This window comes from Flintibacter porci, from assembly GCF_041925195.1.
GTDB lineage: Bacteria > Bacillota > Clostridia > Oscillospirales > Oscillospiraceae > Lawsonibacter > Lawsonibacter porci.
Genome location: NZ_JBHEVB010000010.1, coordinates 65,655 through 88,826 on the forward strand (window position 1 = coordinate 65,655; position 23,172 = coordinate 88,826).

A 23,172-nucleotide genomic window follows, 5' to 3' on the forward strand; every position below is an offset into this window, starting at 1 on the left:
GCAAGGAAGTATGAACACAATAAAATTAAGACCAATCATTACCGTTGAAGAAAAAAACACATTTGTAAGTGAAATACAAGAGGCTTTTCAAATTTCTTATGTGTCAGAGTTTGGAGAATTTGAAAAGCAAGTTCTTCCCACGGAAGATATAGAAGAATCTTTTAACGCAAAAGGCGCTGAAGCATATATCGCAGAAATTGGCGGAGAAAGAATCGGCGGAGCAGTCATTGTAATAGATGATAAGACCGGCTACAACTCACTTCATCTTTTATATGTGAAATCAAGCGCACAAAATGCTGGAAATGGATTTAAGATATGGAAAGCGATTGAAGAACTACATCCTGAAACAAGAATTTGGGAGACGCATACCCCATATTACGATAAGCGGAACATTCATTTTTATGTAAATCGTTGTGGTTTCAAGATTGTAGAATTTTTTAATCCTAAGCACAAAGACCCACACCAAATAAGTGAAAGCGCAGGCAACATACCAAAAGAGAACAATTATTTCTTTAGATTTGAAAAAGAAATGAAATCCAGATAGTAATTTATCGGAGGATAGCAAAGCCAGCCGAGCCAGTCAACGGTCAAGATGAACGGCGCATACGCGCCGCCGTTGACAGCCCCGCCCGCCTTTGCTGATGAGCAATCAAGGCGGGAAAGCCCTAAAATGGCTTCACACCTATTTCAATAATTGGAGGAGATAAAAATGAGATCAGAAAAGGAAGTTTATGATATTGTTTTGAATTTTGCAAAAACAGACAAACGCATTCGCATGGTTACTTTGGAAGGATCTAGAACAAATACAAATATTCCGCCTGATGATTTTCAGGATTTTGATATTACTTTTTTTGTTACGGATATGGACAGCTTCACAAGTGATGATAAATGGCTAGATATATTTGGTGAAAGGTTGATTCTGCAAAAGCCGGAAGATATGGAATTATTTCCAGCTGTAGAAAAGGGATTTTCATATTTAATGCTGTTTACTGATGATGTTAAGATAGATTTAACTTTGCTGCCGCTGGAACTGATAGACGAGTATTTTACATGGGATAAACTGGTAAAGTTACTGTTGGATAAAGACAACCGTATCGTAAAGCCGCCAATACCAACGGATATAGACTACCACTTGCAGAAGCCTACTCAAAGAATGTTTGACGATTGCTGTAATGAATTTTGGAATACTACAACATATGTAGTAAAGGGCTTATGCCGCAAAGAAATTCTTTTTGCTATTGACCATATGAATGATATAGTACGAAAAGAATTGCTTCGCATGATTTCCTGGCTGATTGGTATCAAACAGGGATTTCATTTCAGTTTGGGAAAAAACTATAAATTTATGAAGCAATATGTCCCAGAGGAATTGTGGGAACGACTTATGTCCACTTATAATATGGATTCCTATCCCCATATGTGGGAATCCTTTGAACAATGTATGGCATTGTTCCGGGAGGTTTCGTCAGAAGTGGCATGCCAGTTGGATTACCAGTATCCACTATATGATGAAAAAATCAGTAATTATGTGATTCGGCAAAAGAAAAAATATGGCATTGAAGATGATAACAAATAAAATTTTTTCAATCGAAAAAATTTATTTTGATTATTCAATTTTGAAAAACTGAATACCTCAAAATCAGAAAGAGCGCGGACAAGCACTTTGAGGGATTGGCCGCCTTGTCCACCCATTCAGTGGGACGGCGGGTGGCGGTCAAGGCCGGGTGTAAACCCGTTCATTTCAGCCTTGACGGTTACCCGCTGTCCTGTTACTTTTCCGGGAGTGTAGCCACAACTTCGGGACACTTTGTCCACAAGTCGGAGCGTAGGACGAGGGACGGGGGCTTTCATATACGCCCTGTCTGCTGATGAAAACAGACCTGCGCTTGCGGCTCCACGCCACACAAGCACAGTCCTGTTTTCCTGCCGCCCCTCCCCGGCGGCAACGGCATTTTCACGGCAACGCCGACAGAGCGTATAACACACTACACTTTGCTTCGCAAAGTCGTGTGCCAAATGGGGGCGTTGCCCCCTTTGGAAACCCCCACAAGAAAAGGCGGTACGCTACCCCTCTACGGGGCGCATACCGCCTTTTCTTGTTATCCAGCCCTCCGGCTGTATCGGTTGAGCAAAAGTCAGCGTGGGAATGGTGTGGTATCTTTATCTAAGTGAATCCCCGGGGTGTTTTCCGGAGACTGGGGTAATCGGCTGGCCGGAGCTCTGGATGTAGATATTCTAGGTTGCCCGAACTGCGGTAAGCTGGAGTTTTTCCGGGCAGACTGGAATCAGGAGCCGGAGGAAGAGGCTGGAAGTATTGCTAAGGTCTCCTGTCCTTATTGCGGCCATAGCTACGATATGGATACCCCCAAGTGTCCATACTGTGGGGCGAAGAACACCAGGCTTTAAGGAGAGCTCGACATGACACTGCGGCAAAAACAATGGATGCTCCTGCTTTTCCTGCTGGTCGGTTTGCTCCTTCTGCTCCTGTATCCGGAAATGTGGGGAAAGGTATTAGGGCTGGTGCTGTTTTTTGGAGCGGGCATCCTGCAGCCGATATGGATGCGCTGCCCTTCGTGCGGCATGCATTTAGGAAGATACCCAGGAGACTACTGTAAACTCTGTGGGGCTAAAATCCCCTGGAACGAAAAGAAGAAAAGGATACTTTGATATGGGATTTTTTGATAAACTGAAGAAGATCAATATTTTTGCCAACTTTGGTTCTGAGCTCACCGACGACTTCTATGATGAGCTGGAGGAGTCCCTCATCCTGGCGGATACCGGTATGGATACCACCCTGGAACTGGTGGAGGAGCTGCGGGGCCGGGTGCGGGAGGAGCACATCAAGACCGTGGAAGAGGCCCGGGAGTGCATGTGCCGGGTGATCACCGATGCCATGACCGTGGGTGAGCCCACCCTGAATCTGTCCACCAAGCCCGCCGTGGTACTGTTTATCGGAGTCAACGGCGTGGGTAAGACCACCACCATCGGCAAGATCGGCCATCAGCTCAAAAATGAGCGGAAAAAGGTTCTGCTGTGTGCCGCCGACACCTTCCGTGCCGCCGCCGCCGAGCAGCTGACCATCTGGGCCGAGCGCTCCGGTGTGGAGATCATCAAGCAGCACGAGGGGGCCGACCCCGCCGCCGTGGTCTTTGACGCCGCCTCTGCCGCCAAGGCCAGAAGGGCCGATGTGGTGCTCATCGACACTGCCGGCCGGCTGCACAACAAGCAGAACCTGATGAACGAGCTCAACAAGATCTCCCGCGTCATTGACCGGGAACTGCCCGACTGTGCCCGGGAGACTCTGCTGGTGCTGGACGCTACCACCGGCCAGAACGGCCTCATCCAGGCCAAGCAGTTTAAGGAGGCCGCTGGTATCACCGGCATCGTCCTCACCAAGCTGGACGGCACCGCCAAGGGCGGCATTGCCATCGCCATCGCCAAGGAGCTGGGCGTACCCGTGAAGTATGCCGGCGTAGGCGAGGGCATCGACGACCTCAAGCCCTTTGACGCCGCCGAGTTTGCCCAGGCGCTGATTTGAGTTGGAAATTAGAAATTGGGACTGAGCGTTTTGCTGTTCTGGCTGATTCCACAGCATCTGCAGGTCTTAAGGAAAAATTAAAAGGCGTATTCATATCCAGGTAACATTTCTGTCGCCGTTTATGGTAGAATCAAGAAAACTGAGAGGAAGTCTGACTAATGTCTCGTATTGATGGAAGAAAAAATGATGAGCTGCGTCCCATCGAGATCATTCCCAATATCAACAAGTTTGCCGAGGGTTCTTGCCTCATTCGCTGCGGCAATACCCACGTGCTGTGCACCGCCAGTGTGGAGGATAAGCCGCCCCGCCATGTCCCCGAGGGAGAGGGCTGGGTCACTGCTGAGTACTCCATGCTGCCCCGGGCCAACCGGGAGCGCTCCCGCCGGGATATCTCCAAGCTGAAGCTGAACGGCCGTTCCGCTGAGATCCAGCGGCTCATTGGGCGCTCTCTGCGCTCTGTGGTGGACCGCAAGAAGCTGGGCCCCTGGAATATTACCATTGACTGCGACGTGCTCCAGGGAGACGGCGGCACCCGTACCGCCTCTATCACCGGCGGTTTTGTAGCCATGATGCTGGCCTTCCAGAAGATGATGGAGAAGGGCCAGCTCAGCGAGTACCCCATCAGCGGCTATGTGGCTGCTGTGTCTGCCGGCGTGGTAGACGATGTGCCCATGCTGGACCTGTGCTATGAGGAGGACTCCAGCGCCATGGTGGACCTCAACTGTGTCATGGACGACCAGGGCCGCCTCATTGAGATCCAGGGTACCGGCGAGGGCCGCCCCTTCACCCTGGAGGAGCAGCAGAAGCTGGTGGAGCTGTGTGCCAAGGGCATTCAGAAGCTCCAGGCCGCCCAGAAGAAAGCACTGGGCTAAACACGGAGGGGAGAAGGATGGCACATTTGTTTGAGACCATCATGCTGGTCTGCTTTGGCGTATCCTGGCCCTTCAACATTTATAAATCCCTGCGTTCCCGCACCGCCAAGGGAAAGAGCCTGCAGTTTGAAATCCTGGTGGTGATCGGCTATCTGTTTGGCCTGGCGGGAAAGTTTATTGCCAACGACGTGACTTATGTGGTGGCGGTGTATATCCTGGATCTGGTCATGGTGAGTACCGATATCGTGCTTACCTGCCGGAACATGAAGCTGGACCGCCTGGCAGAGAAAGAAAGGACGCTGGTATCATGAAACTGGTACTTGCCAGTAAAAATCAGAAAAAGCTCAAAGAGATGAACGAGATTCTCTCCCAGCTGGGGATTGAAGTCTGCTCTGAGGCGGACGCTGGGGTGGACGTCGAGGTAGAGGAGACCGGAACCACCTTTGAAGAGAACTCCATGCTCAAGGCAAAGGCAGTGATGGAGGCCTCTGGTATGCCCGCCATTGCCGACGATTCAGGGCTGTGTGTGGACGCGCTGAACGGCGCGCCGGGCGTGTACTCCGCCCGCTACGGCGGAGAGGGCCTGGACGATACCGGGCGTTACCGCCTGCTGCTGGAGAATATGCGGGGACAGACGCCCAGAACTGCCAAGTTCGTCTCGGTTATCACCTGTTGCTTCCCCAATGGGGATGTGTTGACCGCCCGGGGCGAGTGTCCCGGAACCATTGCCTTTGCGCCTATGGGAGAGGGCGGCTTTGGCTATGACCCGGTGTTCTTTGTGCCTGGTCTGAAGAAGACCTTTGCCCAGCTTACCGCTGAGGAGAAGAACGCAATCTCCCACCGGGGCAAAGCCCTGGAGGACTTCCAGAAAAAGCTGGAAGAATATTTGAAAAAAAAGTAACTTTAGAGAGGAATCAAACGTCTATGGAATTGTCAAGCAAACAGCGCGCCCAACTGCGTGGACTGGCCAACAGCATCGATACCATCCTCATTGTGGGGAAAGACGGAATCGGGGATAATCTGGTCAAGCAGGCAAACGACGCCCTGGAGGCCCGGGAGATCATTAAGGGCCGGGTGCTGGAAAACTCCCTCATGTCTGCCCGGGAGGCGGCGGAGGCTCTGGCTCCCCTGACCCGGAGCGAAGTGGTCCAGGTGATCGGAACAAAATTTGTGCTGTATCGTCCAAGTCATCGCAAGGACAAAAAGGATAAGATCGTCCTGGTGGAGGACAAGAAAAAACGCGGCGTATAACAGAATAGAGGTTCATCCCTGAAAATGGTGGAGAAAGGTGGCGTCTCACAGTGAAGATCGGTATTTACGGAGGAACCTTTAATCCCCCACATCTGGGGCATCTGGCGGCGGCCCGCACGGCAATGGACGCACTGAAGCTGGACAAGCTGCTTTTGATGCCGGCGGCGATTCCCCCACATAAGGTATTGCCTGCCGACAGTCCCAGCAAGGAACATCGTCTGGCTATGGTGGAGATCATGGCAGATTCCATGAACCTGCCCGGCCGGGTGGAAGTCTCATCCCTGGAGATGGACCGGGAGGGGAAAAGTTACACCTCTGATACTCTGGAGGCCATCCACAAGCAGTATCCCGATGCGGAGCTGTGGCTGCTTATGGGGACCGATATGTTTCTGACCCTCCATCACTGGCATGACCCGGGCACGATCACCCGTTTGGCGGGGATCTGCGCCTTTGGCCGTACCGAGCAGGATGGCGAGGCCGTGTTTGCACCTCAGCGGGAGTACCTGTCCAAGCATTTGGGGGCCAAGGTGGTCACCATTACGCTGCCGGGACTGGTGGATATCTCGTCCACCCAGCTGCGGGAACTGCTCAGCCGGGAGAAGGGAAGCGAATACCTCCTGCCTGCCGTATATGGGTATATTCTGATGCATCGGCTCTATGACACCTCTGTGGTACTCAAGGAGCTCACGCTGCCTCAGCTGCGTGCCTGTTCCTACTCCATGATCCGCGCCAAGCGGGTGCCCCATGTGATGGGGGTGGAAGAGGAGGCTGTGCGCCTGGCCAAATTCTGGGGAGCTGACCCGGAGCTGGCCCGCCATGCAGCGATCCTCCACGACTGCACCAAGTATCTGGAACTGGAACCTCAGTTGGAGCTGTGCCGCAAGTACGGCGTAGAGCTGGACAGTCTGGAGCAGAAGGCGGTCAAGCTCCTCCACTCCAAAACAGGGGCATGTATTGCCAAGTATGTTTTTGGAGAACCTGAGGAGGTGTACCAGGCCATCTTTTGGCACACCACCGGAAAGGCGGACATGTCTTTGCTGGACAAGATCCTGTATATGGCCGATTACATAGAGCCAAACCGGGATTTTGAAGGAGTGGAGCGGCTGCGGAAGCTGGCCTATACCGATTTGGACCAGGCTATGCTGCTGGGGGTGGAATCCACCATCGAGGAAATGCAGCAGCGGGGCGTTCCTATCCATACCAACACCCAACAGGCGCGGGACTGGCTGCGTCGGCAGGGAGTAACACTAGGAGATTAAAAACGTATGAGCGGAAAGAGAGAAAGTACAGCAAGAAGAAGACGTTCCTCCAGAAGGGACGGTTGGTGGGCGCGGCATAAGGCCTGGGTGGCTGGGCTGAACCGCGGACAGAAGATCCGGTACCGACTGCTTCAGGTGCTGGCGGTGGTTGCGATCGTTGTCATAGCAGTGGCTGTGGGCCTCAAGTCCTGGATGAAGCTGCCGGATATCCCGGTGATGCCGGATGGCGGAAACGGGGACAGCTCTGCCTATGACGGAGCGGAGCTGCCCGATGTGGCCAAGAGCGGCCGAAAGGAAGGGGTATACACCTTCCTGCTGGTGGGTCAGGATACCGCCGGCGGCGGCAATACCGACACCATGATGCTCATCACCTTTGATACGGTGAATAAGACCATCAACGGCATGAGCCTGCCCCGCGATACCATGATCAATGTGGATCGAAAGGGCAGCGGACACCGGCTCAATGCGGTGTATAACTACAATAAGGGCTCTGATCCCGATACCCAGGTGGAAAAAGGTATCACTGCCCTGAAAAAAGAGGTAGGAAAGCTTACCGGTATCACCCCGGACTTCTATGTGATGGTCCAGTGGGAGGCTGTGGGCCAGATGGTGGACGCCTTGGGCGGCGTGTACTTTGATGTACCCTTTGACATGGATTATGACGATCCTACCCCCGGACAGGACCTGCATATCCACCTGAAGGAAGGCTATCAGAAGCTGGATGGCGATCAGGCCATGGGCCTGATCCGCTGGCGTCACAATAACGACTACTCTGTGCAGTATCCCAACGGGGATCTGGGCCGTATCGAGACCCAGCAGGCCTTCCTGGAGGCTGTGGCGGCGGAGTGCCTCAAGCCTGCTACCCTGCTGAAGGCCCCCGCCTTGGCTGAGGTCTTTATGGAGAACGTCACCACCGATCTCTCCCTGGGTAATATTCTGGCCTTTGCACAGCTGGCGAGTGGTATGGATGCGGAACAGGATGTAAACTTTGTCAGCATGCCTTGGGTGAGCGCTGACTACCCCGGCGTATCGATGATTCTGCCCGATGTGGACGAGCTGCTTGAGATTCTCAATAATGGCTTCAATCCCTATCTCAGCGACATCCAGTCCAGCGATCTGCAGGTACTGGTTCGTAACAGCGACGGCAGTTACAGTGTGACCAGCGGAACACTGCTGGATACCAGTCTGAATTCCTCCAGAGGTGGATCTTCTTCCGGCAGCTCCGGAAATTCTGGTTCTTCCGGAAACTCCGGTTCCTCTGGAAACAGCGGATCTTCCGGCGGTTCCAACAGTGGTGAAAATAGCTCCCAGGGTGGTTCCGGCAGCGGTGGAGAAAGCTCTCAGGGCGGTTCCAGCAGCGGCGGAGACAGCTCCCAGGGTAGCTCCGGCAGTGGTGGAGATAGCTCCCAGGGTGGCTCCGGCAGCGGCGGAGATGCCTCTCAGGGTGGTTCCGGCAATGGTGGGAACAGCTCCCAGGGCGGCTCCAGCAGCGGCGGAGACAGCTCTCAGGGCGGTTCCGGCAATGGCGGGGACAGTTCCCAGGGCGGCGGGGAAAATAGTACTCCGGACCCTGTTCAGCCTGAAGTACCCCAGACCAATCCCGCCGGTGGAGATCTGGCGGCGTAATAAATATCAAGAAAAGGAGAATTGCCTGTGACTTCTTATGAGAGCGCCATTTTATTGGCCAAAACTTTGGACAGCAAGAAGGGTGAAGAGATTAAGGTCCTGAAAACGGAGGGCCTGACTACTCTGGCGGATTACTTTGTGATCTGCACTGCTACCTCGAATACTCAGGTAAAGGCCATGTCGGACGCCTGTGAAGAGGCCATGGAGGCCCACGGCGAGCGTGCCCATCACATTGAGGGACACCGGGGCGGCACCTGGCTGCTGATGGATTTTTCTGCGGTAGTGGTCCACGTCTTTACCGATGAGGCCCGCAAGTTCTATGATCTGGAGCGTCTGTGGGGCGATGCGGAAGAGATCGATCTGGAGCAGGCCCTGAAGCAGGAGTAAGGCTAAGAAAAAATAAAAAACAACGCACAGGCTTCCGTAAGGATGTCCTGTGCGTTGTTTTTTGAAAAGAAAATAGAAGATAAAACAAAACGAAGGACATTAACATGTCCTTCGTTTTGGTACGGCTGAAGGGATTCGAACCCCCGACCTTTTGGTTCGTAGCCAAACACTCTATCCAACTGAGCTACAGCCGCATTTTGAAGTTTTTTGTTCGCTGTCCCTGACAGCTACGCTAGTATAGCACAAGAAAAAGAGTTTGGCAAGGGGGTTTTCGAAAAAAATTTAAAAAATTTTTGGGGCTAATAATCCACACAAAATCAGGCCTTGAAAGGGGTGTTTTGCAGTTTAGTGTAGAAAAGTCGGGAAAATGGGGGGAAACGATTGACCCGGGGAAAAGATACTGCTAAAATAGCTTGTGTTTTGAAACGGATTGAGAGGGCTGTTTCAAACACTGTTTAAGGAGGTTTTGTGTGTGCAAAAGCGAGAAAGTTTTTCCTCCCGCCTGGGCTTCCTGCTGATTTCGGCAGGCTGTGCCATTGGTCTGGGAAATGTGTGGCGCTTTCCCTATATCACTGGTAAGTACGGCGGCGCCGCCTTTGTGCTGGTGTACCTGCTGTTCCTGGTGATCATGGGCCTTCCTGTAATGGTCATGGAGTTTTCCGTGGGCCGGGCCAGCCAGAAGAGCATTGCTCTGTCTTTTAACGCTCTGGAGCCCAAGGGAACCAAGTGGCACATCTACAGCTGGTTCGGCATTGCCGGCAACTATCTGCTGATGATGTTCTACACCACCATTGCCGGTTGGCTGGTGCTCTACTTTGTAAAAATGCTCAAGGGCGACTTTGTGGGTCTGGATTCTGCCGGAGTGAGCAATGAGTTCAGTGCCTTGATGGGTCAGCCCGGCTTGATGGCTCTGTTTATGGTCATCGTCGTGGTGCTGTGTATGCTGATCTGTTCCCGCGGACTGCAGAACGGCGTGGAGAAGGTCACCAAAGTGATGATGCTTTGTCTGCTGGCCGTGATGGTGGTGCTGGTATTCCGCTCTGTTACCCTGGAGGGTGCCGGCGAGGGCCTGAAGTTCTATCTCATGCCCAACTTCCACAACCTGGCTTATGATGCCAACGGCAACTTCATCCTGGGCGAGGCGGTCTATGCCGCCATGGGTCAGGCCTTCTTTACTCTGTCCCTGGGCATTGGCGCTCTGGCCATCTTCGGCAGCTACATCGGCAAGGAATATACCCTGGGCGGCGAGGCCCTCCGGGTGGGCGTGCTGGATACCTTTGTGGCCTTTACCGCGGGCCTGATCATCTTCCCCGCCTGCTTTGCCTTTGATGTGGCGGCTGACTCCGGTCCTAACCTCATCTTTATCACCCTGCCCAACGTCTTTAATGAGATGCCCATGGGTCAGGTCTGGGGTGCTTTGTTCTTTGTCTTCATGTCCTTTGCTGCTCTGTCCACCGTCATTGCAGTCTTTGAGAATATCCTCTCCTTCTGCATTGACAAGTGGGGCTGGAGCCGTAAGAAGGCGGTGCTGGTGAACACCGTGGCCATTATCATCCTGTCCCTGCCCTGCCTGCTGGGCTTCAATGTGCTTTCCGGCTTCCAGCCTTTCGGTGCGGGCAGCGGTGTGATGGACCTGGAGGACTTCATCGTCAGCAACAATCTGCTGCCCCTGGGTTCTCTGGTGTACCTGCTGTTCTGCGTTACCAAGTGCGGCTGGGGCTGGGATAACTTCCTGGCTGAGGCCAACACCGGCTCTGGTCTGAAGTTCCCCAAGGCGGTTCGTTTCTACGTGACCTATATCCTGCCCATCATTGTGCTGGTCATCTTTGTCTTTGGCTACAACGATAAGTTCAAGCTGTGGGACAAACTGGTGGCTCTGCTGGGTATGTAACAATCCATGCTCCGGCGTCCAATCTCATTTGGACGCCGGATTCTTTTTGCGCTGGACAGATTCTTGTGGTACAATTTCTTTCAGACAGGTTTCAGCTTCCTGGGGTAAGATGAGAAAAATGGACAGGAGGGACCCAGTATGCGGATCTTAATTGTGGAAGACGAGACGCGGTTGGCTGAGACGCTGCGGCAGCTTATGGAGGACCAGCGCTATCAGGCGGACATGGTAGGCGACGGAGCGGATGGCGTTGATTATGGCCTGACCGGCCAGTATGATCTGATCATTCTGGATGTGATGCTGCCCAAGGTAGACGGATTTGGGGTGGCCCGCCGGCTGCGCTCTGCTCATATTTCCACCCCCATCCTTATGCTTACAGCCCGGGACGATATCAGCGACAAGATCGGCGGCCTGGACTGCGGTGCAGACGACTATATGACCAAGCCCTTTGACAGCGGGGAACTGATGGCACGCGTACGGGCTTTGACCCGGCGGCAGGGAGAAGTGCTGGGGGATGTACTGAAGGTAGGCGACCTGAGCCTGGAGTGCTCCAGCCGTCTGCTGCGAGTGGGAGAGCGCTCGGTCCGCCTGGGTTTTAAAGAGTTTGAAGTGATGCGTCTGCTCATGGTAAACAGCCGGGCTGTGGTGAGCAAGGAAACTCTGATCGCCAAGATCTGGGGGCTGGATTCCGAGGCGGAAGATAATAATGTAGAGGTCTACATCTCCTTTTTGCGCAAGAAACTGGCCTATCTGGGCAGCAGAATAGCGATCTCCACGGTGCGGAAGGTAGGTTATTATCTGGAGCATCCGGGGGAATAAGGAGGTTATAGGATGCTTCGCAGACTGCGGATAAAATTTATCCTGATTAACATGCTGCTGGTGACTCTGGTGCTGCTGGCGGTGTTTGGCACGCTGGTATACTCCACAGCCAGTCAGCTGGAGCGAGAGAGTGTGACCGTAATGACGCTGATGCTGCGCCGGGATGGGATTCCACCTCAGTTTGTAGCCGACGCCTCCCACGAGTTAAAAACACCGCTGACCGTGATTTTGGCCAACGCCGGGATCGTAGAGGGGCATCCGGATGAGACCGTAGCATCCCAACATAAGTGGATCAGCTACATTCAGGAAGAGGCCCAGCGGATGAAGGGGCTGGTGGAGGATATGCTGTTTCTGGCCAAGCATGACGACGCCAGGCAGTCTGCCAAAACGCAGATATGCAACCTCAGCGACTTGGTCACCGGCTGCGTGCTGCGGTTTGAATCGGTGGCCTTTGAGAGTGGAGTAGAGCTGGACAGTGAGATCCAGCCCAGACTGTCCATCCACGGCGATCTGGACTGCCTGGAGCGGCTGGTTATGATTTTGCTGGACAACGCAGTCAAGTATGCCGGAGAGGCCGGACGGGTGAGGCTGGAGCTGCAGCGCCGCCAGGAACGGGCGGTACTGACAGTGACCAATACCGGACAACCGATTCCGCCGGAACACTTGGATCACTTGTTTCAGCGGTTTTACCGGGCCGACGGCTCCCGCAGCCGGAAGGAGGGAGGGTATGGCCTGGGATTGGCCATTGCCCATACCATCGTTCAGTTCCACCGGGGACAGATCGAAGTGAAAAGTGACGCTCAAAATGGAACCTGCTTTACCGTGACCCTTCCCCGGGTCTGGCAGCAGGAGGAGAAATAACACACAGGCCGTCCATAGAAATATGGACGGCCTGTGTGCTGTTTTGGGAAAAGAAATGGTCAGCCTTGATAACTGGTGTGGAGCAGTTCGTGGCGCTGCTCGGGAGTGTAATTGTTGAGGAAGTCCAGAACCACCGGGTTCTTCTCCGCACGCTTGAAGGGAGCGGCCCGGTCGGCAGCATACAGGCCAGCGGCCCGGTCCTGCTTTTTCTGCTTGAGGCCGTAGGGCTGTCCGGCGCCGCCTACGCAGCCGCTGGGGCAGGTCATGACCTCTACCAGGTCGTAATAGGCGGTGCCCGCATCGATCTCCTTGAGCAGCTTCTGAGCGTTGATGAGGCCGTGAACCACAGCCAGCTTGATTTCCCGCTCACCCACCTGTACGGTGGCCTCACGGATAGCCTCATTGCCCCGCAGGGGGGAATACTGCAATTCACGCAGGGTGTTTTTGCTCTTGTCAGGCAGGCAGTAACGCACCACAGACTCAGCCACGCCGCCGGAGGAGCCGTAGATCACGGCTGCGCCCGAGCCAAGACCGAAGGGAAGATCGGGGGACTCCAGCTCCATCTGGGGCAGCTGGATGCCCGACTCCTTGATCATGTTGATGATCTCCTGGGTGGTGAGCACCACATCCACATCGGGCTTGCCGTTGTGGTAGAACTGGGGCCGGGCGGCCTCCATCTTCTTGGCGGTGCAGGGCATGATCGCGATGTGGAAGGTGGAACGACCGTCTTCCGCATCCTTCTTCTGATAGTGTTCCCGGATGATGGCAGCAAACATCTCCATGGGAGATTTACAGGTGGAGATGTTCTTCAGATATTTGGGATTCTCATTTTCCAGATACTTGACCCAAGCGGGGCAGCAGGAGGTGAACATGGGGAAGGGACCGCCCTTTTCCAGACGGGCCAGGAACTCCTGCGACTCCTCAATGGTGGTGAAGTCGGCGCCGAAGGTGGTGTCGTATACTTCATCCACGCCCATGAATTTCAGCGCGGTGACCAGCTGGTCCAGCACGTTCTGGCCCGCGGGCAGGCCGAAGGCCTCGCCTACTGCCACGCGGACGGCGGGAGCGATCTGGACCACCACCCGCTTTTGGGGGTCGTGGATGGCGCGCCAGGCCTTGCCGATCTGGTTGTAGATGGTGATGGCGCCGGTGGGACACACAGCGGCACACTGGCCGCAGCTGATGCAGTGGGTCTCCGAGAGGTTGCGGCCAAAGGCGGGGGAGACCCGCATATTGTAGCCACGGCGGGCAAAGTCGATGATGCCCATGCCGATGGTCTCCTCACACATGCGTACGCAGTCGCCGCACAGAATGCACTTGCTGGGGTCACGGACCACAGCGGGACTGCTGTCGTCCAGAGTAGACTCCTCCCGGCTGTCCCCGAAGCGCACCCGGCGCACGCCAAAGCGCATGGCCAGCTCCTGCAGGCGGCAGTCGCCGCTCTTTTCACAGGTGGTGCAGCTGCAGTTGTGGGAGGCGAGGAGCAGTTCCAAAATCATCCGCCGGTGCTTGAGCAGACGGGCGGTGTTGGTGCGGATGGACAGGCCATCCCGAGGCTTCATGGAGCAAGAGGTCTCGATCTTGCCCCGTTCGTCCTCTACCACGCACATACGGCAGGCGCCGTAGACAGACAGGTCGGAGTAGTAGCAGAAGGTGGGCATTTCGATGCCTGCCTTGCGGATGACGGAGAGCACGTTGGGTTCCCCGTCGAAGGGGACCCGCTGGCCGTCGATATACATGATTCCCTTTGCCATAGTGCTCACTCCTCTCGAATGGCGCCGAAGGGACAGCAGCCCCAGCACGCGCCGCATTTGATACATTTTTCTGTGTCAATGACATGGGGCATCCGGATCTGGCCGGAGATGGCGTCCATGGGACACTGCTTCATGCACTTGCCGCAGCCCTTACACAGCTCGGGATCGATCTGCAGCTCCTTCTTACGGCCGTTGCAGTGGGGGCAGTGCTTATCCACTACGTGGGCCAGGTATTCATCCCGGAAGTACTTCAGGGTGCTCTGGACCGGCTTACAGGCGCTCTGGCCCAGGCCGCACAGAGAGGTCTCGGTAATGGTGTTGGCCAAAGTCTCCAGCAGGTCCAGGTCCTCCAGAGAGCCCTCATTGTTGACAATGCGGGTAAGAATCTCCAGCATGCGGCGGGTACCCTCACGGCAGGGAACGCACTTGCCGCAGGATTCATTCTGGGTGAAGTTCATGAAGAAACGGGCCACCTCTACCATACAGGTGTCCTCGTCCATAACCACCAGACCGCCGGAGCCGATCATGGCGCCCACTTTCTTCAGGGAGTCGAAGTCCATGGGCATATCCAGGTGCTCCTCGGTGAGACAGCCGCCGGAGGGGCCGCCGATCTGGACGGCCTTGAACTTCTTACCGTCCTTGATGCCGCCGCCGATGTCAAAGATGACCTCCCGCAGGGTGGTGCCCATGGGGACCTCGATGAGGCCGGTGTTCACCACGTTGCCGGTGAGGGCGAAGGCCTTGGTGCCCGGGCTCTTCTCGGTGCCGATGGAGCGGTACCACTTGGAGCCGTTGCGGATGATGAGAGGAACGGTGGAGAAGGTCTCCACGTTGTTGAGAACCGTAGGCTGAGCCCACAGGCCATGCTCCACGGTACGGGGAGGCTTTACACGGGGCATGCCGCGGTTGCCCTCGATGGAGGCGGTGAGGGCGCTGCCTTCGCCGCAGACGAAGGCGCCTGCACCCCGGTTTACATGAAGATGGAAGGAGAAGTCAGTGCCCAGAATATGGTCGCCCAGCAGGCCCAGCTCCTCCGCCCGGGCGATGGCGTTGCGCAGACGGGACACGGCCAAGGGATACTCGGCGCGGACGTAGATGTAGCCCTCGTCACTGCCCGCCGCCACACCGGCGATGAGCATGCCCTCGATGATGGAGTGGGGATTGCCCTCCATGATGGAGCGGTCCATAAAGGCGCCAGGGTCACCCTCGTCGCCGTTGCACACCACGTACTTCTTGCCCTTGGGCTGCTGACGCACGCTCTCCCATTTGCGGCCGGCGGGGAAGCCGCCGCCGCCTCGGCCACGCAGGCCGGAATCCATAATTTCCTTGCAGATGGCCTCGTCGGTCATCTCAAACAGAGCCTTTTCAAAGGCAGAGTAGCCATCCTTGGCCAGATATTCGTCAATATCCTCCGCGTCGGTGGTGCCGCAGTTTTCCAGCACGATGCGGTGCTGCTTATGATAGAAGGGGATGTCCTCATGCTTCTCATAGGTTACTCCATCCAGCTGGTAGAGCAGCCGGGGAATCACCTTGCCCCGCAGCAGAGTCTGCTCGATGATGTCGTCGCAGTCCTCCACCTGTACGTGGGTGTAGAGAATGCCGTCGGGCTCGATCTGGAGCAGGGGACCCATCTCGCAGAAGCCGTGGCAGCCGCTGCGCTTAAGGTTGATGTCGTCGGACTTGGTCTCAGGGGTTTCGTCCTCCCGGAGAAGGCCCACATGGACGTTCAGTCCCCGGCGCTGGCACTCCTCTTTCAGTCTGTCGTAGATATTCAGAGAGCCGCCGGCAATACAGCCGGTACCGGCGCAGATGAGAACCTGGCGGCGCTGTGCTTCCAGTGCCCGCTTGGCCTTCATCTGTCGGACCTTCAACTGGTCACGGGTCAATTTAGCTGCGTTCATGGGCGGCCTCCTCCTTTCGCAGGGACTCCAACAGGTCGATGGCCAGTTCGGGGCTCATTTTGGAGTGGACCTGATCGTTGACGGTGACTACGGGAGCCAGTCCGCAGGCGCCCAAGCAGGCCACCGTCTCCAGGGTAAACAGTCCGTCGGCAGAGGTCTTCTGCTTATCCTCCAGCTCCAGATACTCCCGGATGGCGTTATAGATGGGCTGAGATTTCCGCACGTGACAGGCGGTGCCGTCACATACCTTGATAATGTACTTTCCCTTGGCTTCCAGGGAGAAGTTTTCGTAGAATGTGGCCACGCTGTACACCTTTGCCACGCCGATGTTCAGCTTCTGTGCGATCAGTTCCAGGACCTGGGGGCTAAGATATTTAAACTCGGCCTGTACGTCCTGCATGATGGCGATCAACTGGTGGCGCTGGCAGCCGTAGGAGTTGATGATCTCCTCCACGCGGGCCAATGAGATACCGTTGGACATTGTTTACACCTCTTCTTTCCGTTAAGCGCTGAGAAGCGCAGTTTCCCCACATATTATACATAATAAAGGATGAAAGAATGGAAATCTATTGGTTATAATAACGAAAAGTTGGAATGGGAAAATGCAGGGAAAAATTCAATATTGAAGAAATAATGCAAATTTGACGGCATTTTTCTCTCTCCGTTTCAATTGGAAAGGCAAGATGATATGTCAAAAAGAGGACTGGTGCAGGGGAGGGAAAAAGTCTGAAAGTTTCTTTCTTTCAAGAAAATTTGTCCCGGCCAAACGGGACAAGGAAAGAGGAAAAAAGGGCAGAATCGGAGAAAAGTGAAAGTAAAAATAAGGAAACAGGGTGGAGAGGCGAGAGGCGGGTATCAGGAGTGAGGTGAGATGACGCTGTAATATTTGACCAAAGTACAGGAGTTGTGGTAGGATGATATCAAGCGTTTTGACAGGGGGGAGGCCCCCGGAAAGGAACACCGCCATGGATTGGAAAAACATCTTGCCTCAACTCTACCGCAGCCGGATCGATACCCGGTTTGTTTCTCACAGCGAGCAGCTTGCCGTGGGTGCAAGTAAGTTCGGCGGCCGGCCCGATGTGCCGGCAGATTTCGTCTGGCCGGTATTTGAAACCGACACCCGGGAGGATGACCAGGTGAAGGAGCGGCCTCTGGCCTTTTTGGCCCAGTTTGACTGTGCTCAGCTGGCTGCTCTGGATAAGGAGGGACTGCTGCCCCATGAGGGTGTCCTCTCCTTTTTCTATGAGCTGGGGTCTCAGCGCTGGGGTTATGATCCCAAGGACCAGGGGTGTGCCCAGGTATTCTGGTTTAAGGGCAACCTGGCTCGGGCGGAATTCCCGGCAGAGCTGGAGGAGGAGTTCCGCCTGCCGGAACTGGCGGCGGAGCTGTCCGGGGCGGCAGATGCTCCGGATTTTCAGGATGCCTGTCCTGCCCTGGAGTACCCCTGGACCGCCAACGACTACCGTATCTTTGACCAGGCCCGGCGGGAGCTGGGGATGGACTACCCGGCCAACCGCTCCCAGCTGCTGGGCTGGCCGGACATCATTCAGAACAATATGACCCTGCAATGTGAACTCATTAGCCGGGGATACTATCTGGGAGGAAGCTGGGAGAATATTCCCATGGAGGAGCGCGGCGCCCTGCGTACTCCCAGCGTCCGGGAGTGGCAGCTGCTCTTCCAGCTTGACACCGTGGAAAACGGAGACTTCGAGCTGATGTTCGGCGACTGCGGCCGAATCTACTTCTACATCCGCCGGGAGGATCTGGCCCAGCGCCGGTTTGACCGGGTTTGGCTGATCCAGCAGTGCTGCTGAGGAGGACGAGCATGGGCAATATTGATATCACCTGCACGGGAAAGATCCGCAGCAAGGATACTTTGGTGAAATCGGTCCAGCGTCTGGTCAAGCAGCGAAACCTGCGCCTGGGCGTGTGGGAAGAGGGCATGCGTATTGTTATGTGTCCCCGTGGTTATCTGGATTTTGCCTGGACCAAGGAGAAGGGACTGTTTGGCCAGTGGAATCTGCGGTGTGGGTGCAACACCACCCCCGTCGGTCCCGGCTTTCATAAGGCGGCCCTGGAGCTGCTGGAGGAGCTGGGAGGCCTTGGAATCAAGGAGTGGAACGTTCAGGACCGCTCGGACTACCAGCAGGACCGGGATTTTGGGGCTCTGCGCCGGGAGTGGTTTCTCCCCTGGCTGGAGGAGCAGGTGAGCCAGGTGCTGGAAAAGACTGCGCCGGGAGAGATGGGATATCTTTTCTGGGAAGTGGACCAGTACCGGCCAGAGGTGGTGCCCGACACCATTGCAACGCCTCTGGGACGGTTCCCAGTGGCGTGGTTAAAGGAAAAGCTTGAGAAGGGGGCGCTGGAGGAGCTGGCGCAGTACCTGTTTTTGTGGGATCAGCCGGGGATGAATGCCCTGTATCTGCGCAACCGAGCGCTGAAACAGTTCTGGGAGGACTGCTGCTTTGCACCCTCCGACCGCAGCTATCAGGACCGGCAGATCAATGCCGATATTCTGGATACCCTGGAGCGCTCTGCCGCCATGGACCCGTCTCTGCCCCAGCCGGTGGCGGATTACCGGGAACTTTGCATTCTGGACGATCGTACCCCCAACATGCCGGAAGATGTGCCTGAGATGGAGGAACTTTATCCCATCGGTTACCGCAGAGGAGAGGTTCTGCAGCCCTACGACAAGCTTGTGGTGCCCCTGCCCGGTCTGTACCACTACGAGTGGTCCAACGGTGGTATGGACAGCGCTGGAGCGATCTGGCGGGATGAGGAGAGCGAGAGCCCCATTTGGCATTTCACTGCGCTGCGCAGCAGGATGGGATCGGCACAGTTTGGAATGGACATGGCCCAGCTGCAGGATGTCCGCACCAAGCAGCTGGAGGGCGGACAAGCCCATTGGGGTTGGAAGGAGATGCCCCCCAAGAAGAAAGACGACGATTTGCTCTACCGCGTGTCCTGTGAAGCGGTGGCGGGAGATACGCTGTTTATTATTACCATCACCTATCTCCACCCGGAACACCGGGAGGATATCTATGACCGCCTGGAGCGGATGAGCATTTTGAAATAAAAACAAGCCCCTGCCATCGGCAGGGGCTTGTTTTTTAGACAGAGAAGAACATCAGGGAAGATCGGTGCGGGGCTGTAAGCTCATTTCCCAGAAGTGCAGTTCATGGAGGGAACATTCCCGGAATATCTCACTGCACTGGACCTTGCGTTCCCCGTCCAGATCCTGACAGATCCGGTCCGTATATGCCAGCCAGCTTTGGCAGGCCTGCTCATAGGCATCACTGGTGTAGTCCCGAACCAGAGGCCAGAAGGGGGTCTGCCGGACGTTGGGATACTGCTGCAGCAGCCGCTGGAAGATCCACTGATAGCTGACCATGCAGGGCAGACAGGCCATCATGCACTCCGGGGCACCCTGGCCATCCCGGGCGGCCTTTACCATACAGTCGGTGTAGGCCAGATTTTCCGGACGCTGCGGCAGGTGCTGGATGGAGGCGTCATCCAAACCGTAGCGCTTGAGGTAGACCAGGCGGGTAGCGCCCTCCCCTTCGTTGACAAAGGAGAGCAGGGAATAGTAGGTTCGGATGGCCTCCAAATCCTCGGCTTTGGTCATGCCCCAGGCAAATACTTTGGCATATTCCCGGAGGTAGAGGCTGTCATCCACAATATAGCCCTTGAAACAGGCTTCATCCAAGGTTCCTGCTCCAAGCTGCTGAAGAAAGGGGGAGTCCAGGCATTGCTGCCACACAGACAAATTTTTCTCGATCAGTTCCTGCGTGAATGTCATTGCGGTACACCTGCCTTAATGGATTTCTCCAGCCGCCGCACAGGCAGCACGGAGACAAGAATAATGGTAAGCAGACCCTCTGTGCCGTGGCCCGACAGATTAGCCACAATGCTGTATGCCCAGGGGCCGTAGCCGTCCCAGGCGTACTGGGCAAAGAAAACTGCACCGGCCATAATATGACTGGTCACGCTGAGGGCAACCGCCAGTGTGGTGCCCAGGATGATTTTCCAGCGCCGGTCGGTTCCAAAGACACTGGCATAGCCCAAAGCGGAGAAGCAGATAAGCTGTTCCACAAAAGGCTGGGCCCAGTGTACCGGCTGCCAGTCAGGCAGCAGAAGCATGGCCAGCAGGCCGGTGACCCATCCAGCGCAGAAGGCCACCCTGGCGTTGACCAGAAGGGAGAGCAGAAGGATGGGCAGCATGGCGCCAAGACTGATATGGCTCCCGTTGGGCAGGGTGATCAGGAAACAGCGCAGCACCAGGGTGGTCGCCGACATCAGGCCGGCAAGACAGATATCCCGGGCAGACAGGCGGATCCCGCGGCACAAAAACAGGGTAACGGCAAAATAGCAGAGGGTAAAGGCTGCAACGATCAGGTTAGTCATCCACGAACTCCCCCCGCAGAGCAAACAGGTGGTCCATGGGGCCGCTGCCTGCGCCCAGATCCAGCATGGCTGCCAGAGCGCCGGAGATGTAGGCCTTGGAGCGCTCCACAGCCTGGGTCAGGTCGTAGCCCTTAGCCAGGTTGGAGGCGATGGCACTGGAGAGCGTACAGCCGGTGCCGTGGGTATTGGGGTTGTCAATGCGGCGGCCACGGAACCAGGTGCTCTGGCCATCCCGCCAGAGAAGGTCATCTGCATCGTGGATCTGATGGCCTCCCTTACACAGTACGGCGCAGCCGTAGGTCTCGCTGATGGCCTGGGCGGCCCGCTCCATATCCTCTGCGGTGGTAATGGTCATGCCGGAGAGAACCTGGGCCTCGGGGATGTTGGGGGTAAGAAGGGTAGCCAGAGTAAGCAGCTGTTCCTTCAGGGCCTCCACCGCCTCCTCGGAAATAAGGCGGGAGCCGCTGGTGGCCACCATCACCGGGTCTACCACAATGTTTTTTGCCCCATACTGTTTGAGCTTGTCCGCGATGACCTGGATCAGGGCGGTGGAGGAGACCATTCCGGTTTTGACTGCGTCAGGGAAGATGTCCGTGAAGACACAGTCCAGCTGGTTGGCAAGAAACTCAGGGGTGGACTCCAGGATGCCGTAAACGCCGGTGGTGTTCTGGGCCGTCAGGGCGGTGACAGCGCTCATGGCATATACGCCATTGGCCGTCATGGTCTTGATATCGGCTTGGATCCCGGCGCCTCCGCTGGAATCGCTTCCAGCGATCGTCAATGCGGTTTTCATAGTTAAGACTCCTTTCTGTTTTGACGCATTGAAGTTTTATAGTGCGACGAAAGGTGGTGCCCCCAATTCGCCGCATACATAAACGGTTCTTCCTAAGAACCTGGGGGAAACAGATTTAGCCCAGCTGGGCGAGAAAGGACGGATCGTCCAGCTGTTTCAGATGCCAGCGGCAGATTTCCTTCAGCGCAGGCTGGTCCTCGGAGGAAAAGGCGTCATACACGCCAACTACCTGGAAGCCGGCCTGAACGGCGGTCTGGGCGGCGTGAAGGGCATCTTCAAAGACCAGGGTTCGCTGCGGAGCGGCTCCCAGCTGCCTGGCGGCCTCCAGATAGAGGTCCGGGCGGGTCTTGGGACCGTACTGAGTTGCGCTCAGAACAAAGGAGAAAAAGGGCCAGACGTCCAGCCGCTCCAGAGCCTGCCTGGCCTGATGGACCTGGCTTGCGGTAGCCACGGCGCAGGGCACGCCAAGTTGGTGAAGCCGCTCCAGAAGAGGGCGAACGCCTTGCTTCAAAGGAACTTGGTCCCGGTATTCCCGGTCAGCCAAGTCCTCCATGGCCTCCATGAGCTGCTGGGAGGAAGCGGGGAGATGGTAGGTGCGGATCAGGTAGTCGATGGCCTGAGGAGAACTCATCGCGCGCAGCGTGTGGGACAGATCGGGAGCGGGATGGCCGCCAAACCGGCGTACCAACTCCTCTGGAATGTGGTCCCAGACGTACATGGAGTCGGTAAGGGTGCCGTCCAGATCAAAAATGGCTGCCTGGGGAAGAAAGTGGGCCATAGAAGTGCCTCCAAAAACAAAATCACCCCGGGTATCTCTCGAGAGAGACAATCCCGCGGCGTACGCATACCATAATCTCCCTACGTTGGCATTACCCAAATCAGGTCACAGGTCGAAGCGCACAGCTTCCTCTCAGCCCGTTTGCGAGCTCCCTTTTTGATTGCAGTGGACCGCTGTCGGCGGTCCGCTGGAAAATATTATAGCACGGGAAAAGAAGATTGCAAGTTTTTTTCTGCTGGGGTATGCTAGAAGAGAACAGACGCCCGCCCGAGCGCGGGAGAAGGAGGCAGGAACATGACCGATCAGGAACTGGTGCAGCGAGCCTTGGAGATGCGGAAATTTTCTTATGCACCCTATTCTCATTTTGCAGTGGGCGCGGCTCTCTTATGCGAGGACGGAACGGTGTTTACCGGCTGCAATGTGGAAAATGCGGCCTACGGTTCCACTCTGTGCGCGGAGCGTACCGCCCTGGTGAAGGCGGTAAGTGAGGGACGGACCACCGGCTGGACCACACTGGCTATTGCGGGCAGCGGAGAGGATTTTTGCTGGCCCTGCGGCGCCTGCCGGCAGATGCTGTATGAATTTGCGCCAAAACTTCGGGTGCTGGCGGTCAATCAGCATGGCCAGTTTCAGCAGGCAGGCTTGTGGGAACTACTTCCCATGGGATTTGGACCGGCATCGTTAAAATGAAATTGCGTGTTGTCCGTGCATAGTTTTTCTCTGGCCTGGAAATGCTATCCCCGGAACCCAATCCGAGGAGGTAATCTGACGTGATCATGGACAAGATCGCTTTGGCCCTGCTGATTATCGGCGGGCTGAACTGGGGCAGCGTGGGACTGTTTCAGTTTGATCTGGTGGCCTTTGTCGGCGGTGGGTCTGATGGACTGATCAGCCGGGTGATCTACACCGTGGTGGGCCTGTCGGCGCTGTGGTGTATTACCCTGCTGTTTCGGGACACAGATAAAAACCACTGACTCTCACAAAAACAGGAAGGCAGTCCGAAACGGACTGCCTTCCTGTCTTTTATAGAGAGTATAATTT

General features: G+C 55.8%; 26 protein-coding genes, 1 tRNA gene and 1 riboswitch. Of the genes, 19 read left to right on the top strand and 8 right to left on the bottom strand.

Translation table 11 applies throughout. The features are described 5' to 3' along the window. The first annotated feature begins 10 nt into the window (after positions 1–10). From ACEVJL_RS11765 to rsfS, 12 genes are all read left to right on the top strand, one after another. The gene (locus ACEVJL_RS11765; RefSeq protein ID WP_022616447.1) at positions 11–544 is read left to right on the top strand and encodes a GNAT family N-acetyltransferase; all 534 of its coding nucleotides are present in this window, start codon (positions 11–13) and stop codon (positions 542–544) included. A 165-nt stretch (positions 545–709) separates the two neighbouring features. Then, positions 710–1,576, top strand: a complete 867-nt coding sequence (locus ACEVJL_RS11770) for an aminoglycoside 6-adenylyltransferase AadE (protein WP_001255868.1) — start codon at positions 710–712, stop codon at positions 1,574–1,576. 605 nt (positions 1,577–2,181) lie between these two features. Continuing rightward, complete coding sequence (locus ACEVJL_RS11775) at positions 2,182–2,406, top strand: zinc ribbon domain-containing protein (RefSeq protein ID WP_374737985.1); 225 nt, start codon at positions 2,182–2,184, stop codon at positions 2,404–2,406. A gap of 12 nt (positions 2,407–2,418) precedes the next feature. Further along, complete coding sequence (locus ACEVJL_RS11780; protein WP_235398699.1) at positions 2,419–2,667, top strand: hypothetical protein; 249 nt, start codon at positions 2,419–2,421, stop codon at positions 2,665–2,667. Between the two features lies 1 nt (position 2,668). Then, on the top strand, positions 2,669–3,538 hold the full coding sequence (gene ftsY, locus ACEVJL_RS11785; protein ID WP_020990041.1) for a signal recognition particle-docking protein FtsY: 870 nt from the start codon (positions 2,669–2,671) through the stop codon (positions 3,536–3,538). Between the two features lie 158 nt (positions 3,539–3,696). Continuing rightward, complete coding sequence (gene rph / locus ACEVJL_RS11790; RefSeq protein WP_374737986.1) at positions 3,697–4,410, top strand: ribonuclease PH; 714 nt, start codon at positions 3,697–3,699, stop codon at positions 4,408–4,410. A 17-nt stretch (positions 4,411–4,427) separates the two neighbouring features. Next, complete coding sequence (locus tag ACEVJL_RS11795) at positions 4,428–4,721, top strand: hypothetical protein (protein ID WP_207706685.1); 294 nt, start codon at positions 4,428–4,430, stop codon at positions 4,719–4,721. Continuing rightward, positions 4,718–5,311: an XTP/dITP diphosphatase gene (locus tag ACEVJL_RS11800; RefSeq protein ID WP_235398700.1), complete on the top strand. Its 594-nt coding sequence runs from the start codon at positions 4,718–4,720 to the stop codon at positions 5,309–5,311. Before ACEVJL_RS11795 ends, ACEVJL_RS11800 begins: the two co-directional genes overlap by 4 nt. Before the next feature lie 23 nt (positions 5,312–5,334). Beyond that, a complete protein-coding gene (locus tag ACEVJL_RS11805) occupies positions 5,335–5,661 on the top strand; it encodes a YhbY family RNA-binding protein (RefSeq protein ID WP_008982760.1) in 327 nt (108 codons plus the stop codon). A 50-nt stretch (positions 5,662–5,711) separates the two neighbouring features. Continuing rightward, positions 5,712–6,920, top strand: a complete 1,209-nt coding sequence (nadD, locus tag ACEVJL_RS11810; RefSeq protein ID WP_020990044.1) for a nicotinate (nicotinamide) nucleotide adenylyltransferase — start codon at positions 5,712–5,714, stop codon at positions 6,918–6,920. 6 nt (positions 6,921–6,926) lie between these two features. Then, complete coding sequence (locus ACEVJL_RS11815; protein ID WP_374737987.1) at positions 6,927–8,546, top strand: LCP family protein; 1,620 nt, start codon at positions 6,927–6,929, stop codon at positions 8,544–8,546. A 27-nt stretch (positions 8,547–8,573) separates the two neighbouring features. Then, positions 8,574–8,933, top strand: coding sequence for a ribosome silencing factor (rsfS, locus tag ACEVJL_RS11820; RefSeq protein WP_020990045.1), 360 nt, complete (start codon positions 8,574–8,576; stop codon positions 8,931–8,933). 117 nt (positions 8,934–9,050) lie between these two features. Here the strand turns inward: rsfS and ACEVJL_RS11825 are convergent. After that, positions 9,051–9,127, bottom strand: a tRNA-Arg gene (locus ACEVJL_RS11825). 278 nt (positions 9,128–9,405) lie between these two features. On the opposite strand from ACEVJL_RS11825, the gene ACEVJL_RS11830 reads away from it, so the two are divergent. The 3 genes from ACEVJL_RS11830 to ACEVJL_RS11840 all read left to right on the top strand — a co-directional run bounded on the left by ACEVJL_RS11830 (position 9,406) and on the right by ACEVJL_RS11840 (position 12,501). Continuing rightward, the gene (locus tag ACEVJL_RS11830; protein WP_008979886.1) at positions 9,406–10,824 is read left to right on the top strand and encodes a sodium-dependent transporter; all 1,419 of its coding nucleotides are present in this window, start codon (positions 9,406–9,408) and stop codon (positions 10,822–10,824) included. A 138-nt stretch (positions 10,825–10,962) separates the two neighbouring features. Further along, positions 10,963–11,640: a response regulator transcription factor gene (locus ACEVJL_RS11835; RefSeq protein ID WP_374737988.1), complete on the top strand. Its 678-nt coding sequence runs from the start codon at positions 10,963–10,965 to the stop codon at positions 11,638–11,640. Between the two features lie 12 nt (positions 11,641–11,652). Further along, on the top strand, positions 11,653–12,501 hold the full coding sequence (locus ACEVJL_RS11840; protein ID WP_374737989.1) for a sensor histidine kinase: 849 nt from the start codon (positions 11,653–11,655) through the stop codon (positions 12,499–12,501). A gap of 59 nt (positions 12,502–12,560) precedes the next feature. Here ACEVJL_RS11840 and ACEVJL_RS11845 read toward each other — a convergent pair whose 3' ends face one another. From ACEVJL_RS11845 to ACEVJL_RS11855, 3 genes are read right to left on the bottom strand one after another with little or no spacing between them, the layout of a single operon-like run. After that, the gene (locus tag ACEVJL_RS11845) at positions 12,561–14,255 is read right to left on the bottom strand and encodes a [FeFe] hydrogenase, group A (RefSeq protein ID WP_008979889.1); all 1,695 of its coding nucleotides are present in this window, start codon (positions 14,253–14,255) and stop codon (positions 12,561–12,563) included. Between the two features lie 5 nt (positions 14,256–14,260). Next, positions 14,261–16,156 (bottom strand): NADH-ubiquinone oxidoreductase-F iron-sulfur binding region domain-containing protein, encoded by a 1,896-nt coding sequence (locus ACEVJL_RS11850; RefSeq protein ID WP_374737990.1) that lies wholly within the window; start codon positions 16,154–16,156, stop codon positions 14,261–14,263. Continuing rightward, positions 16,143–16,637, bottom strand: a complete 495-nt coding sequence (locus ACEVJL_RS11855; RefSeq protein WP_008979891.1) for an NADH-quinone oxidoreductase subunit NuoE family protein — start codon at positions 16,635–16,637, stop codon at positions 16,143–16,145. The genes ACEVJL_RS11850 and ACEVJL_RS11855 overlap by 14 nt, the downstream gene beginning before the upstream one ends. A gap of 484 nt (positions 16,638–17,121) precedes the next feature. Here ACEVJL_RS11855 and ACEVJL_RS11860 point away from each other — a divergent pair, with 484 nt between their 5' ends. Together ACEVJL_RS11860 and ACEVJL_RS11865 are read left to right on the top strand one after the other, a co-directional pair. Next, complete coding sequence (locus ACEVJL_RS11860) at positions 17,122–17,970, top strand: YwqG family protein (protein WP_325207602.1); 849 nt, start codon at positions 17,122–17,124, stop codon at positions 17,968–17,970. An 11-nt stretch (positions 17,971–17,981) separates the two neighbouring features. After that, positions 17,982–19,232 (top strand): hypothetical protein, encoded by a 1,251-nt coding sequence (locus tag ACEVJL_RS11865; protein ID WP_374737991.1) that lies wholly within the window; start codon positions 17,982–17,984, stop codon positions 19,230–19,232. A 51-nt stretch (positions 19,233–19,283) separates the two neighbouring features. Here the strand turns inward: ACEVJL_RS11865 and ACEVJL_RS11870 are convergent, their stop codons facing one another. The 4 genes from ACEVJL_RS11870 to ACEVJL_RS11885 all read right to left on the bottom strand — a co-directional run bounded on the left by ACEVJL_RS11870 (position 19,284) and on the right by ACEVJL_RS11885 (position 22,131). Next, positions 19,284–19,955: a TenA family protein gene (locus tag ACEVJL_RS11870; RefSeq protein ID WP_374737992.1), complete on the bottom strand. Its 672-nt coding sequence runs from the start codon at positions 19,953–19,955 to the stop codon at positions 19,284–19,286. Next, positions 19,952–20,560 (bottom strand): energy-coupled thiamine transporter ThiT, encoded by a 609-nt coding sequence (locus tag ACEVJL_RS11875; protein ID WP_374737993.1) that lies wholly within the window; start codon positions 20,558–20,560, stop codon positions 19,952–19,954. The genes ACEVJL_RS11870 and ACEVJL_RS11875 overlap by 4 nt, the downstream gene beginning before the upstream one ends. Continuing rightward, complete coding sequence (gene thiD / locus ACEVJL_RS11880; RefSeq protein WP_374737994.1) at positions 20,553–21,353, bottom strand: bifunctional hydroxymethylpyrimidine kinase/phosphomethylpyrimidine kinase; 801 nt, start codon at positions 21,351–21,353, stop codon at positions 20,553–20,555. The genes ACEVJL_RS11875 and thiD overlap by 8 nt, the downstream gene beginning before the upstream one ends. A gap of 115 nt (positions 21,354–21,468) precedes the next feature. Beyond that, on the bottom strand, positions 21,469–22,131 hold the full coding sequence (locus tag ACEVJL_RS11885; RefSeq protein ID WP_374737995.1) for an HAD family hydrolase: 663 nt from the start codon (positions 22,129–22,131) through the stop codon (positions 21,469–21,471). 60 nt (positions 22,132–22,191) lie between these two features. Continuing rightward, positions 22,192–22,296: riboswitch (TPP riboswitch) on the bottom strand. A gap of 129 nt (positions 22,297–22,425) precedes the next feature. Here ACEVJL_RS11885 and cdd point away from each other — a divergent pair. Then, positions 22,426–22,821, top strand: a complete 396-nt coding sequence (gene cdd / locus ACEVJL_RS11890) for a cytidine deaminase (protein WP_008979898.1) — start codon at positions 22,426–22,428, stop codon at positions 22,819–22,821. 80 nt (positions 22,822–22,901) lie between these two features. Beyond that, on the top strand, positions 22,902–23,105 hold the full coding sequence (locus ACEVJL_RS11895) for a DUF378 domain-containing protein (protein ID WP_008979899.1): 204 nt from the start codon (positions 22,902–22,904) through the stop codon (positions 23,103–23,105). The last annotated feature ends 67 nt before the right edge of the window (positions 23,106–23,172 follow it).